This window comes from Thioalkalivibrio sp. ALJ16 (assembly GCF_000377345.1).
GTDB lineage: Bacteria > Pseudomonadota > Gammaproteobacteria > Ectothiorhodospirales > Ectothiorhodospiraceae > Thioalkalivibrio.
Genome location: NZ_KB898039.1, coordinates 97,706 through 110,879, shown reverse-complemented (window position 1 = coordinate 110,879; position 13,174 = coordinate 97,706). Strand labels below are relative to the sequence as shown.

Annotated in this window: 10 protein-coding genes; 7 read left to right on the top strand and 3 right to left on the bottom strand. The window is 68.8% G+C overall.

The genetic code is table 11. The annotated features are described in order from the left end of the window. Window positions 1-2: 2 nt before the first annotated feature. Window positions 3-959 (bottom strand): matrixin family metalloprotease, encoded by a 957-nt coding sequence (locus tag D000_RS0104175; RefSeq protein WP_026279756.1) that lies wholly within the window; start codon window positions 957-959, stop codon window positions 3-5. A 147-nt stretch (window positions 960-1,106) separates the two neighbouring features. Here D000_RS0104175 and D000_RS0104170 point away from each other — a divergent pair, with 147 nt between their 5' ends. After that, window positions 1,107-1,532, top strand: a complete 426-nt coding sequence (locus tag D000_RS0104170) for a DUF3617 domain-containing protein (protein WP_018872299.1) — start codon at window positions 1,107-1,109, stop codon at window positions 1,530-1,532. A gap of 191 nt (window positions 1,533-1,723) precedes the next feature. On the opposite strand, the gene D000_RS0104165 is transcribed toward D000_RS0104170, so the two are convergent. Then, the gene (locus D000_RS0104165) at window positions 1,724-2,323 is read right to left on the bottom strand and encodes a DUF938 domain-containing protein (protein WP_018872298.1); all 600 of its coding nucleotides are present in this window, start codon (window positions 2,321-2,323) and stop codon (window positions 1,724-1,726) included. Between the two features lie 90 nt (window positions 2,324-2,413). Here D000_RS0104165 and D000_RS0104160 point away from each other — a divergent pair, with 90 nt between their 5' ends. Continuing rightward, window positions 2,414-3,259, top strand: coding sequence for a bifunctional nuclease domain-containing protein (locus tag D000_RS0104160; RefSeq protein WP_026279755.1), 846 nt, complete (start codon window positions 2,414-2,416; stop codon window positions 3,257-3,259). Between the two features lie 27 nt (window positions 3,260-3,286). Here the strand turns inward: D000_RS0104160 and pgi are convergent, their stop codons facing one another. Next, window positions 3,287-4,954 (bottom strand): glucose-6-phosphate isomerase, encoded by a 1,668-nt coding sequence (pgi, locus tag D000_RS0104155; RefSeq protein WP_026279754.1) that lies wholly within the window; start codon window positions 4,952-4,954, stop codon window positions 3,287-3,289. A 212-nt stretch (window positions 4,955-5,166) separates the two neighbouring features. Here pgi and glgA point away from each other — a divergent pair, with 212 nt between their 5' ends. The 5 genes from glgA to D000_RS0104130 all read left to right on the top strand — a co-directional run bounded on the left by glgA (window position 5,167) and on the right by D000_RS0104130 (window position 13,169). Next, a complete protein-coding gene (glgA, locus tag D000_RS0104150; RefSeq protein WP_018872295.1) occupies window positions 5,167-6,654 on the top strand; it encodes a glycogen synthase GlgA in 1,488 nt (495 codons plus the stop codon). Window positions 6,655-6,738: 84 nt separating this feature from the next. After that, window positions 6,739-9,579: a phosphoenolpyruvate carboxylase gene (ppc, locus tag D000_RS0104145; RefSeq protein ID WP_018872294.1), complete on the top strand. Its 2,841-nt coding sequence runs from the start codon at window positions 6,739-6,741 to the stop codon at window positions 9,577-9,579. A gap of 154 nt (window positions 9,580-9,733) precedes the next feature. Continuing rightward, the gene (locus D000_RS0104140) at window positions 9,734-10,006 is read left to right on the top strand and encodes a PP0621 family protein (RefSeq protein WP_018872293.1); all 273 of its coding nucleotides are present in this window, start codon (window positions 9,734-9,736) and stop codon (window positions 10,004-10,006) included. A 110-nt stretch (window positions 10,007-10,116) separates the two neighbouring features. Continuing rightward, window positions 10,117-11,766, top strand: coding sequence for a PAS domain-containing sensor histidine kinase (locus D000_RS0104135; RefSeq protein ID WP_018872292.1), 1,650 nt, complete (start codon window positions 10,117-10,119; stop codon window positions 11,764-11,766). Beyond that, a complete protein-coding gene (locus tag D000_RS0104130; RefSeq protein ID WP_018872291.1) occupies window positions 11,763-13,169 on the top strand; it encodes a sigma-54 dependent transcriptional regulator in 1,407 nt (468 codons plus the stop codon). The genes D000_RS0104135 and D000_RS0104130 overlap by 4 nt, the downstream gene beginning before the upstream one ends. Window positions 13,170-13,174: the final 5 nt, after the last annotated feature.

Genomic DNA, 13,174 nt, shown 5'->3' with positions numbered 1-13,174 from the left:
TGTCACCGCGCAAGCTCCACGTCGCAGGCCGCCGCCAGCGCGCGGCGGTCGGCCTCACTGAGGTCGCGCCGCCCGGCGTTGGCTTCCCCCAGCATCGCGTGCATCACGGCTGCCGGATCGTCCACGTGATTGATCCCCAGGGCATGGCCCAGCTCGTGCGCCAGTGTCAGCCGCAGCTCGTCCGCGTCGCTGGCCTTGAATACAGTGATGGAGCGGGCCGCACCCTGTTGTTCATACACCGCCATGTTGAAGTTGCCGGTCGCTCCGACCTCACGGTTCAGCTCCGCGACCCGCTCGTTGAACCCATCGATCTCGCGTTCCAGTGCCCGGATGTCGCGGTTGAGCTCGTCACGGCGCCGTTCCAGTGTGAGCCGGCGCTGGTCCAGGTCATCACGCGCGCTGTCCAGCGCCCGGCGCTGCCGCTCCAGACGTTCGCGATTCCCCGCGCTGTGCGCCATGCGCCCGGCATTCCAGGCAGCCACCGCCTGCTCGTATTCGCGCTGGCGCGCCTGGAAATCCTCGAGATAACGCTGATAGCCAGCGGCATCGGCCGCCAGCGCCGAGTGGCGATGATCCAGGCGCTCCTCGCGCTCGGCGATCCCCCGCTGGAGGCGATCCAGTTCCGCGCGGGCACGGTCCCGGCTCTCGGCTCCCGCCTGGCGCTCGTCGAACACCAGCCGCACCGGCATACCCTCGCCGTCACGCTGGCGGAAGAGCACCTCCGGGGTCTGCTCGTCCCACATCTGGACGGCCTCGGCCAGGGCCGCCTGCACCACGTCGCGCTCCAGGCGGAAGCGCGGATCCACGCCCGCCAGGTGCAGGGTGACCGGCACCTCGCAGCGCGGCGCGGCCAGGTGCGCATACCCGCCGGAAGAGCCCGGCAACTGCCCCTCCTGCCACAGCACACCCCCCAGCGCGAGCGCGCCGACACCCCCGACCAGCCACAACGGCAATGCCATCGCGTTCCCTCCGATTGAAGCCTTGCAGAACCACTGATCAATGTTTACTTAAGGTGCCAGTGCGCGGGCGCGGAGACCAGCGTTTGCCCCGTCATGGCGGGGCAGGCACCATTGAATGATCGCCTTAGCCCGTTTCAGGAGACTGCCATGCTGCGCATCCTTTTCGCCGCCCTGCCCCTCGTGGCCCTGCCGCTGGCCGCCCAGGCCGACACCCCGAACATCCAGCCGGGCCTGTGGGAGAACCAGAACACCATGATCATGGAAGGCATGGCCGGAATGCCGGACCAGACCGAGACCACGACCGAGTGCGTCACCCAGGAAGACATCGACCGCGGCGAAAACATCATCGAGGCGCCGGAGGGCTGCACCCTGGACCAGATGGACATGACCGCCGACCGCATGGACTACACCATGAGCTGCACCGATCCGCAGGGCGGCCAGATGCAGATGGAGGGCAGCATGCGCTTCATGGGCGATCGCGCCGAGGGCGAAATGACCAGCGAGATGGACACCCCGATGGGCCCGATGAACGTGCGCATGGAAATGCGCGGCCAACGCATCGGCGACTGCTGACCTCCGCTTTCGTCACGCGCCCTAAAAGGCGCTAACAGGAAGATGAGAAGGCTGGAAGAAAGACTGATTGGTGGGCTGGGGCAGGCCACGACCCACCAAGGCATTTTTTCCAAACTTCCCGTCTTCCTGTGAATATCCCTTAATGTCGTCCAAGGCTTTCGTGACGCCGTAATGACCGTGGCCGGGCGTTTTCAGGCGTGGCGCCAGAGGAGGATCTGGTTGTTGGCGGGGAGGTCGATCACGGCCTCGGGTGCGAGGCCGGCGGCGGTGGCGAGCGCGTCCAGGTCGGCGCGGTCGCGCACGCCCATGCCCGGATCCTGGGCGCGCAGCGCCTGATCGAAGCGGGCGTTGGATGCGGCGGTATGGGCCCCGTCGTGGGCGAACGGACCGTACAGGGCAAACTGGCCACCCGGCGCCAGCACCCGCCCCAGGCCGGCAAACATGGCCTCGACCGCCGGCCAGTGCATGATGTGCACGGTATTGGCGCTGTAGGCGTACTCGAAGGGGCCTTCCGGCCAGACATCCCGCAGCACATCCAGCGCCCGCGCCGGACGCAGGTTGGGCAGAGCCGCATCCTGCCGCCACGCCTCCACCCCGGGCAGGTTTTCCGCCACGTCGCTGGGATACCAGTCCAGGTGCGGCAGCGCCGCGGCGAAATGCACCGCGTGCTGTCCGGTTCCGGCGCCGATCTCGAGCACCCGGCCATGGGCGAGAAAGCGCTCGCGCAGCACGGCCAGGATGGGGCCGCGGTTCTGATCGGCGGCCGGGGCAAAGGGCTTTTCGGGGGACATCACGGCAATCCTCGGCAGGGGGGCGAGTCATTCTGGACGGCCCGGAGCGGGACTGCCATGATCGGGGGACACCCCTGCCCGGCCACCGCGATGATCTCCCGCCACCGGTTGTTGCTTCCCGTCCTGCTCCTGCTGCTGTTCGTCGCCGCCGATGCTCCGGCGCGCGAGATGGCGACGGACCCGGACCGCCTGCTGCCGGTGGAGCTGGCAACGGTCGGCATGGACGCCGGCAGCGGCGCCCCGATCGCGCTGCTGCGCCACCCGGAATCCGGCGAGGTGGTGCCGATCGTGATCGGGACCGACCAGGCGCGCGCCATTCTGCTGGCGATGCACGAGGTCCCGCTGTCGCGGCCGCAGACCCATGACCTCATCATTGACCTGCTGGAGCGTCTGGATGCCCGACTGGAGCGGGTGATCGTCGATGGCCTCGAGAACGGCACCTACCTCGGCTGGCTCGAGGTCCGGGTCGCGGGCGAGGCCGAACCCCGCCGCATCGACACCCGCCCCAGCGACGGGCTGGCGCTGGCGGTGCGCAGCGACGCGGCGATCCATGTGGCCCCGGAGATCCTCGAGGCCGACGTCCCGTTCGACTACACCCCGCCGGGCGAAGACGAGGTCGTGACCGCCCTCGGAATTACCGTGGTGGAGGCCCGCGAAGACCTGCGCGAGGCCCTGCAGCTGCCGGACGAGCAGGGCGTGCTGGTCAGCCGCGCCCGCGGGCGCGCGGCGAATGCCGGCCTGCGCAGCGGGGCCCTGATCCTGGAGGTGAATGGCCAGACCCCGGCCACGCCGATGGATTTCCTCGCGGCGGTCTCCGCTACCGACGACGGGGAGGAGGTCCGCATCCGCTACTGGCTGGACGGTGCGACGCACACGCTCACCCTGCCTACCGATGTCCCCGAGTTCGAGGAATCCGACGACGCCCTCGCCGTCTGACCGCTCTGCCGGAGGAGAGGAACGGGCTCAGTCGTCGCGCGGCAGGCGCGGGCGCAACCAGTCGAGCGTGGCGTTCGTGGGCGGGTCGTGCTCCGTTGCCCCGGCATCCGTGCGCAGGTCCGCGAGCACCTGCCCCGCGAGCTGCTTGCCCAGCTCTACCCCCCACTGATCGAAGGCATTGATACCCCAGAGGCTCGCGAGCACATAGATCTTGTGCTCGAACAGGGCGATCAGGGCCCCCAGCGTGGCCGGGTCCAGGCGTTCGAGCAGGATCAGGGTGCTGGGCCGGTTCCCCGGGAACGTGCGGTGTGCGGCCAGGGCGTCGATCACCGCGGGCGGCTGCCCGGCCGCCGCCATCTCCGCGCGCACCTCGAGCTGCGTCCGCCCCAGCGCCAGGGCCTCGGCCTGCGCCACCAGGTTGGCGATCAACAACGGGTGCTGCGCGGGCAGCTCGTGCTCCGGCCGGGCGACGCCAATGAATTCGGCCGGGATGAAACGTGTGCCCTGGTGCAGCAGCTGGAAAAAGGCATGCTGACCATCGGTCCCGACGGCCCCCCAGACCACCGCCCCGGTCGCATCCGCGACCGGCTGGCCATCCAGGTCCACACGCTTGCCCAGGCTCTCCATCTCCGCCTGCTGCAGGTAGGGCGGCAGCAGCGCGAGGCGTTCGTCATAGGGCAGCACGGCGCGCGACTGCGCGCCCAGCAGATTCTGGTTCCACAGGTCCACCAGCGCCATGCGCACCGCGGCGTTCTGCGCAATCGGCGTGCGCCGCACGTGCTCGTCCAGCGCGTGGGCGCCGTCAAGGAAGGCGCGAAAACCGTCCATGCCCAGCAACAGCGCCACCGGCAACCCGATCGCGGACCATACGGAATAACGCCCGCCGACCCAGTCCCAGAAACCGAACATGTTGTCCGGATCGATCCCGAATTCGACCACGCGGTCGCGCGCGGTGGACACCGCCACGAAATGCTGCGCCACGGCCTGCGCATCCGGGGCATGACGCAGCAGCCAGGCACGCGCCGCACGCGCATTGGTCAGCGTCTCGAGGGTTCCGAAGGTCTTCGAAGCGACGACAAACAGCGTGGTCTCGGGATCGGCCTCGTGCAGCACCGCCGACAGCGCCGCCCCGTCCACATTGGAGACGAAATCCACGACCAGCGGCGCGCCCTCGGCCGTCGCTCGCGCATGCGGCGCGAGCGCGCGGCAGACCATGCGCGGCCCAAGGTCGGAACCGCCGATCCCGATATTGACCACGCGCCGGATGGCACGGCCGCTGTAGCCGCGGTGGCCACCGTCATGCACCTGCTGCACAAAGGCCGTCATGCGGTCGAGCTCGGCGTGCACCAGAGGCACGACATCGGTCCCGTCGACTCGGCACTGTGCGGCGCGCGGCAGGCGCAGGGCGGTGTGCAGCGCGGCCCTCCCCTCGGTGGTGTTCACCCGTTCGCCGGCGAACAGGCGGCGCAGGGCCTCGGGCACTTCGCAGGCGGCGGCATGTTCGTACAGGGCATCCCAGGCCGGGCCATCCAGACGCTGGCGCGACCAGTCCAGGCGCAGCCCGGCCACCTCCTGCACATCGCGCCGGACCCGATCCGCGTCGCGCGCGAACAGATCACGCAGGGTCTCCTGCTCCAGCCGCCGTGCCTCGACCTGCAAGGCCCCGTCAGCCACCGCGTACGCTCCCGCCTTCATCCTGCTGCCCCCCAAGGGAAATACTGATCAATCTACACGCTCGCGCTCGAATTACTTTTGCATGCGAACAAGGCACTGATCCATGTTCACAGGCACATTCGAGCCGAGCCACAACCGGTGCATTCCAGGCTCCAGAGTGCCGCCACCGCCCCTGCGTTACAATCCATAGAAACCCGACCGGTCGCACCGGTTACGTAACCAGGGATTTTTGCATGCGCATCCTGTTTGCCAGCAGCGAGGCCTATGGTCTGGTCAAGACCGGCGGCCTCGCCGACGTCAGCGCCAGCCTGCCGGTCGCCCTGCGGCGACGGCGGCAGGACGTGCGCCTGGTCCTGCCCGGCTATCCCGAGGCCTGTCGGGAACTGGTGGACGCGACCTCGCGCCCCGGTCCGGACAACGCCCCCTGGCAGATCCTGGAAGGCCATCTGCCCGGCACCCGCCTCCCGGTGTACCTGATCGACTGGCCGGAGTACTTCCAGCGCGCCGGCAACCCCTACAGCGCCAGCAACGGCATGGACTGGCCGGACAACGCCCAGCGCTTTGCCGGGTTCGCGCGCGCCATCGTCGCCCTGGCCCGCGACGACGCCGGGCTGGACTGGACCCCGGAGCTGATCCACCTGAACGACTGGCAGACCGGCCTGGTGCCACTGCTACTGGACCCGGAGCGCACCGGGGCCGAACGCCCGCGCACCGTGTTCACGATCCACAACCTGGCCTACCAGGGGCTGTTCCCCGCGGACCTGCTGCACGAACTGCAGCTGCCCGCGCATCTGTGGCACCCGGAGGCCCTCGAGTTCCACGGCCAGCTGTCCTTCATGAAGGCGGCCCTGGTCTTCGCCGATGCCATCACCACCGTGTCGCCGACCTACGCCCGCGAGATCCAGCAGGCGGAACACGGCATGGGCCTGGACGGCGTGCTGCGGGCACGCAGCGGCGATCTGCACGGCATCCTCAACGGGGTCGACTACCGCGACTGGGACCCGGCGCGCGACCGCCATATCGCGGCGCGCTACAGCGTCGATGACCTGACCGGCAAGGCCGCCAACAAGGCCGCGCTGCAGACCCGCCTGGGCCTGGACCCGGACCCGGCCATCCCGCTGCTGGGACACGTAGGGCGCATGGTCGAACAAAAGGGCGTGGACCTGCTGCACGCCGCCTGCACCCCGCTGCTGGAGGCCGGCCGCATCCAGCTCGCCCTGGTCGGCTCCGGGCAGAAGGACCTGGAACACGCGACCGGCGCCCTGGCGCGCGCCTACCCGGGCCGGGTCGGCGTTCATATCGGCTACGACGAACCGCTGGCCCACCAGATCGAGGCCGGCGCCGATCTGTTCCTGATGCCGTCACGCTTCGAACCCTGCGGCCTGAACCAGATGTACAGCCTGCGCTACGGTACCCCGCCGGTCGTCCACGCAACCGGGGGCCTGGCGGATACCGTCGTTGATGCCACGCCGGAGCATCTGGCCGCCGGCACCGCCACCGGCTTCAGCTTCACCCCGGACAGCGTTTCCGCCCTCGGCACCGCGCTCGAGCGCGCCCTGGCGCTATACGCAGAACGTGAAGACGGGGCCTGGGAACAGCTGCTGCGCACCGGCATGACCCGCGACTTCGACTGGACCGCAAGCGCGGATGCCTACCTCGCGCTGTACCGCGAGTGCGTGCCGTCCCGGCGCCGGCGTGCGAAGGCCGCATCTGCGCTATAATCCCGTCCTTTTCGCGACTTCCCGATTCTTCCAACCGGCAAGCCCAGGCCGCGGCACGCGTCGCCCTGTGCGCACAGGCCCGATATGACTCGAAGCGATCAGCACGACCGATTCCTCCCCAAGGACAAGGAACTGCGCGCCCGCGTGCGCCTGTTCGGGGAACTCCTGGGCAACGTGATCCACAAGCTGGAAGGCCAGGCCGTGTTCGACGCGGTGGAGAAGCTGCGCCGCGGCTTCGTCAGCCTGCGCAAGAACGAGGACGCGGAGCTGCGGCGCCAGCTGATGGCGGACATCACGCATTTCGACGTCGCCCTCACCGAACGCGTGATTCGCGCCTTCAGCATCTATTTCAGCCTGGTCAACATCGCCGAGGAAGACCTGTTCTACCGCTGGCGGCGGGCCCAGGTCTCCAGCGGCGAGCCCCTGTGGACCGGCTCCTTCGACCAGACGCTGCGAGAACTGCATAACGAGGGCGTGACCGCCGAGGAGCTGGAGCGCCTGCTGGGCGAGATGAACTACCAGCCGGTATTCACCGCGCACCCGACCGAGGCCCGTCGCCGAACCACGATGGAGAACCAGCGCCGGGTCTTCGAGACCGCCGACCGCCTGAACCAGCCGGGGCTGGGCGATGAGGAGCGGCGCCTGATCACCGAGGAGCTGGAGACCCAGATCCAGATCCTCTGGCGCACCAACGAGGTGCGGGTGAAGAAGCCGCAGGTCCAGGACGAGATCAAGTACGGTCTGTTCTACTTCGAGGAGAGCCTGTTCGAGGCCATCCCGCAGTCCTACCGTTTCCTGGAGAAGGCCATCCGCCGTATCTACGGCGTCAATGCGGACGGCAGCCTGCCGGTGCGCATCCCGGCCTTCCTGCACTTTGGCTCCTGGATCGGCGGCGACCGCGACGGCAACCCGAACGTGACCCCCGAAGTCACCGAGCTGGCTTGCCGCCTGGCAATGGAACAGGTACTGCGCGAGTACATCAAGCGCGTCAACCACCTGCGCAACGTACTCACGCACTCGGCCTTCATGTGCCAGCCGTCGCAGGCCTTCCTCGACAGCCTGGACGCCGACAGCAACATCGCCAACGCCGTCTTCCAGGGGGCCTCCGACCGCTTCGAGAGCGAGCCCTATCGGCGCAAGCTCTACATCATGCGCTACCGCCTGCGCGAAACCCTGGACACCGTGGTACGGCGGGTGCGCGGCGAAGCGGCGGTGCTGCCCACCAACAGCGCCTATGCCGATGCCGATGCCTTCCTGCAGGATCTCAAGCTGATCCGCGACTCGCTGATCAGCCATGGCGACCGCAATGTAACCAGCGGCGCGCTGACCGACCTGATCCGTCTGGTCGAGACCTTCGGCTTCCACCTGCATCATCTCGATGTGCGTCAGGAATCCACCGTGCACAGCGACGCCATCGCCGAGCTGATGGGGCAGCTGGCGCCGGATACGGACTACGCCGCCCTGGACGAGCCGGGTCGCCAGCAGGTGCTGAGCGACCTGGTCGCCGCGGAAAGCCTGCCGGAGCTGGACCCGGAAGCCCTCGGCGAGAGCACCCGGGAGACCCTGCGCGTGTTCGAGGTGATCCAGGCCATGCGCCGCGAGGTCGGTCCGAACGGCATCGGAACCTACGTGATCTCCATGACCCACGCCGCCTCGCATGTGCTCGAGGTGCTGCTGCTGGGGCGCCTCGCGGGGCTGGCCGGGGACGACGAGGACGGCAACCCGTTCTGCCACCTGCGCATCTCGCCGCTGTTCGAGACCATCGAGGACCTGCTGCATGTCGAGGACGTGCTGCAGGGCCTGCTGTCCAACCCCGTGTACGCGCGCCTGCTGGCGGCCTCCGGCAACGTCCAGGACGTGATGCTCGGCTACTCCGACTCGTGCAAGGACGGCGGCATCCTCGCCTCCTCCTGGAACCTCTACGAGGCGCAGAAGAAGATCGTCGCCATCACCGACCGTTTCGGCGTGCGCTGCCAGCTGTTCCACGGCCGCGGCGGCACCGTCGGCCGCGGTGGCGGCCCGACCCACGAATCCATCCTCGCCCAGCCGCCGGCCACCGTGCAGGGGCGGATCAAGTTCACCGAACAGGGCGAGGTGCTGTCGTACAAGTACTCCAACGTCGAGACCGCGGTGTACGAACTGGGCATGGGCGCCACCGGCGTGATGCTGGCATCGCGCAGCCTGATCCGGCCGCCGCGAAAGGACCGCGACGACTACCGCGCAACCATGCAGGACCTCGCGCAGAGCGGCGAGAATGCCTACCGCGACCTGATCGACCGCACCGAGGGCGTCCTCGACTACTTCTACGAGATCACCCCGGTCCAGGAGATCGGCTTCCTGAACATCGGCTCGCGTCCCTCGCACCGGCGCAAGACCGATCGCTCCAAGAGCTCGATCCGCGCGATCCCCTGGGTATTCGGCTGGGCCCAGGCCCGCCATACCCTGCCCGCGTGGTACGGGATCGGTTCCGCCCTGGAACAATGGCGCGGCGACAACCCCGAGCGCCTGGCCCAGCTGCAGCGCATGTACCAGGAATGGCCGTTCTTCCGTTCGCTGCTGTCCAACTGCCAGATGGCCCTGACCAAGGCGGACATGCGTACCGCCGCGGAATACGCCCACCTGTGCAGTGATCCGGATCTGGCCGAACGCATCTACGTCCTGGTGCGCGAGGAACACAGCCGCACCGTAAACGAGGTGCTGCGGGTGGCCCAGCTTGACGCCCTGATGGACGAGACCCCCCTGCTGGCGCGCTCGCTGCAGCGGCGCAACCCGTATCTGGACCCGCTCAACAATATCCAGATCCACCTGCTGCGCGAGTCGCGCCAGTTCGACGCCGAGGCGGACGACGACGCCGACAACCCGTGGCTGTCGCCACTGCTGCGCTCGATCAACGCCATTGCCGCGGGCATGCGCAATACCGGCTGACACGTCCCGCATCCGACACGCCCCGGCATCACGGGGCGCGGGCGGGGACGTGCACGTAGTCCACTCAGACACCCGACCGGGAAAATATCTCGGGGAATCAAGCGACTGGCGAGGACGCGTGTCATTTATTGAATATCCGGGCTAGAATCGCGCCATGCGCCTGCTGCTCCTGATCGTTGCCATCGTTGCCGTGTTCCTCGCGGTGCGCACCCTGGTGCGTTCCAGCGGCAGCCGCAGGCAGGTCTCCCGAGACGCTCGCCCGGAGCGCCTGAAGGAAGGCGGCGCGGTGATCCGCTGCGCCTTCTGCGGCGTGCACGTGCCGGAGGCCGAGGCCTACCGCGACGGCGACCGCCTGTACTGTTCGCGCCCGCACGCCGAAGTCGACCGCAACCGCGCGGACGCCGACACCCACAGCCAGGACGACTAGCAATGCACACGGCCGCAGGCGGACTCGAGACTCCCCGGGACACGCTGTCGCCCGCGGCATCCGCCCCGAAGCGGTGAAACTTCAATCCGTTTCCCCCTGATCCCGCACCCATGGAAGGCCAGAACGGGTTGAACACACCGCTCGACGCCGACACCCGGCGTTCGGCCTGGCTGTTCGCGCTGTATCGCGTCTTCGTCGCGGTCGTCCTGCTGCTGTTCGGGCTGTTCCCGGATACGCCCCTGGGCCTGCAGCTGGTCGCCCCGCAGATCTACGCGGTCATCGCCACCGCCTACCTGGCCTTTGCACTGGTCGCGGCCGCCCTGGCCTGGCGCTGCACGCGCAACCCGGACACCTCCAGCCTGACCCGCAGCGCACTGATCGGCGGCGCGGGCGATGGGATCGGCCTGATCGCCCTGCTGGTCATTTCCGGCGGCGTGGGCTCCGGCATCGGCTTGCTGCTGGTCCCGGCCCTGGTGGCCGCCGTGCTGCTTTCCAGCGCCCGTTTCGCACTGACCCTGGCGGCCATTGCCACCCTCGCCCTGCTGCTGGCGGAGGTGGCCAGCACGCTCCTGCTGGACCCGGCCGAAAGCGCGATTACCCAGGCCGGCCTGCTCGGGGCCACCCTGTTCGCGGCCGGCCTGCTCGCGCGCCAGTTCGCGCGCCGCGCCGGCGAGACGCGCGCCCAGGTGGAACGCCAGGAGGTGGACCTGGCCAACCTGGCCGAGCTCAATGCCCAGATCATCGCGCGCATGAGCGCCGGGGTGGTCGCAGTGGACCCGGAGGGCTACATCCGATCCATCAACGAGGCCGCCCGACGCCTGCTGCCCCCGCGCCCGGGCCGGCACCTGTCCTCGCTGTCACCGACCGTGGCTCGCGCCATCCGCGACTGGAAACGCAGCGGCATGCCCGCGACCAGCCTGCACCTGCCGGGCGACCGCGACCAGCCGGCACTGCGCATCCGCATGGCCCCTCTGGGCGACCAGGGCGATCAGGGCTCGCTGCTGATCCTGGAAGACGCCGCCGAGCTCCAGCGTCAGGCCCAGGCCAACAAGCTGCAGGCGCTGGGGCGCCTGACCGCCAGCATCGCCCACGAGATCCGCAACCCGCTGGGCGCCATCAGCCATAGCGCACAGCTGCTCGGCGAATCCCCGGACCTGCAGCCCCATGATCAGCGCCTGCTGGACATCATCAACAACCAGAGCAAGCGGGTGAACGAGCTGATCTCCAATGTCCTCAGCCTGTCGCGGCGCGAGAACGGCCAGCGCGAGCGCATGAACCTGCAGGAGGCGGTCGATCGCTTTGCCGAGGAGTTCTGCGGCGCCCTGCAGCTACCGCGCGAGACCCTGCACGCCCGGATCGAGCCGGCGGACTCCGAAATCCAGTTCGACCGCTCCCAGCTCAACCAGATCCTGTGGAACCTGTGCACCAACGCGCGCATCCACGGGGGCCACGATGCGCCGGACAGTCCGCCCATCGTGCTGCGCGGCGGGGCCGGCCAGGTGGCGCGTGTGGTCAGTCTGGATGTGATCGACGCCGGCCCGGGGATCTCCGTGGAACAGGAGAAGGACCTGTTCGAACCGTTTGTCTCCGGGCGCGCCGGTGGCACCGGGCTGGGCCTGTACATCTCGCGCATGCTGTGCGAAAACAACGGGGCCTCGCTGGAATACGTCCATACGCCCACCGGAGGCTGTTTCCGCATCCTGTTCGCTCCCCTGGACACCGACGATCCGCCGCCGCAGAACAAGGAACCAGGCGCATGAGTATCCGCCACGTGCTGGTCGTGGACGATGAGCCCGACATCTGCGAACTGCTGGAGATCACCCTGGCCCGCATGGGGCTGGAGGCGACGACCGCGAACCACCTGCAGGCGGCGCACGATCTCCTCGCGCAACAGTCTTTCGACCTCTGCCTGACCGACATGCGCCTGCCGGATGGTGACGGGCTCGACCTGGTCCGCCACATCCAGGCCGAACGCCCCGACCTGCCGGTCGCCGTCATCACCGCCCACGGCAGCGTGGACACCGCCGTGCAGGCCCTGAAGCTCGGGGCCTTCGACTTCGTCAGCAAACCGGTGGACCTGAAACAGCTCCGCGAACTGATCGATGCCGCGCTGCGCCTGGAGCCCTCCGCCACCGGCGCCGAAGAACACCCGGAGGCCGCGCCACTGGACGCCAACGACGGCAGCCCACTACTGGGACGTTCCGAGCCCATGCAGCGCCTGCGCGCCACCATCCACAAGCTCGCGCGCAGCCAGGCGCCGGTGTTCATCTCCGGGGAATCCGGGTCCGGCAAGGAACTGGTCGCGCGCGAGATCCATCGCCTCGGGCCGCGCGCGAAGCGACCCTTCGTACCCGTCAACTGCGGCGCGATACCCGGCGAGCTGATGGAAAGCGAGTTCTTCGGCCACCGCAAGGGCGCCTTCACCGGGGCCACTCAGGACCACACCGGGCTGTTCCAGTCCGCCGACGGCGGCACACTGTTCCTCGACGAGGTCGCCGACCTGCCACTGCCGATGCAGGTCAAGCTGCTGCGCGCCATCCAGGAACGTGCGATCAAGCCGGTCGGCGGCACCCGCGAGATCCCGGTGGACGTGCGCATCCTCAGCGCCACCCATCACGACCTCGAGAAGGCCGTACGCGAGGGGCGCTTCCGCCAGGATCTGTACTACCGCCTCAACGTGATCGAACTGAAGGTCCCACCCCTGCGCAGCCGCCGCGACGACATCGAGCATCTCGCCACGCGCATCCTGCGGCGTATCAGCGAGCAGTGGCAGACCGGCGACCTGGAACTGGCCCCCGGTGCCCTCGCGGCCCTGCAGGGGCACGGCTTCCCGGGCAACGTCCGCGAACTGGAGAACATCCTGGAGCGCGCCGCCACCCTGTGCGAGGGTCCGCTGATCAACGCCGACAACATCGACCTTCCCGCCAGTGGCCTGAGTACCGACCCCGTCATGTACAGTGCCCCGGACAGTCCGCCGGAGCCCGACCACAGCCCCCGCAACGAGGCCGACCGCGCACTGGACGACCAGCTCGCCGCGCAGGAGCGCCAGGCCATCGCCACGGCCCTGCAGCAAACTGGCGGCAACCGCACGGCGGCCGCGCGCCTGCTCGGCCTCAGCTTCCGCCAGTTGCGCTACCGCCTGAAGAAACTCGGAATCGACTAGCCGAC

Bases quoted from the DNA above. Each gene is read 5' to 3' on its own strand.
- ppc (WP_018872294.1), top strand. From the start codon at position 6,739: ATGACTCGAAGCGATCAGCACGACCGATTCCTCCCCAAGGACAAGGAA.
- glgA (WP_018872295.1), top strand. From the start codon at position 5,167: ATGCGCATCCTGTTTGCCAGCAGCGAGGCCTATGGTCTGGTCAAGACC.
- D000_RS0104160 (WP_026279755.1), top strand. From the start codon at position 2,414: ATGATCTCCCGCCACCGGTTGTTGCTTCCCGTCCTGCTCCTGCTGCTG.
- D000_RS0104135 (WP_018872292.1), top strand. From the start codon at position 10,117: ATGGAAGGCCAGAACGGGTTGAACACACCGCTCGACGCCGACACCCGG.
- D000_RS0104175 (WP_026279756.1), bottom strand. From the start codon at position 959: ATGGCATTGCCGTTGTGGCTGGTCGGGGGTGTCGGCGCGCTCGCGCTG.
- D000_RS0104140 (WP_018872293.1), top strand. From the start codon at position 9,734: ATGCGCCTGCTGCTCCTGATCGTTGCCATCGTTGCCGTGTTCCTCGCG.
- D000_RS0104165 (WP_018872298.1), bottom strand. From the start codon at position 2,323: ATGTCCCCCGAAAAGCCCTTTGCCCCGGCCGCCGATCAGAACCGCGGC.
- D000_RS0104130 (WP_018872291.1), top strand. From the start codon at position 11,763: ATGAGTATCCGCCACGTGCTGGTCGTGGACGATGAGCCCGACATCTGC.
- pgi (WP_026279754.1), bottom strand. From the start codon at position 4,954: ATGAAGGCGGGAGCGTACGCGGTGGCTGACGGGGCCTTGCAGGTCGAG.
- D000_RS0104170 (WP_018872299.1), top strand. From the start codon at position 1,107: ATGCTGCGCATCCTTTTCGCCGCCCTGCCCCTCGTGGCCCTGCCGCTG.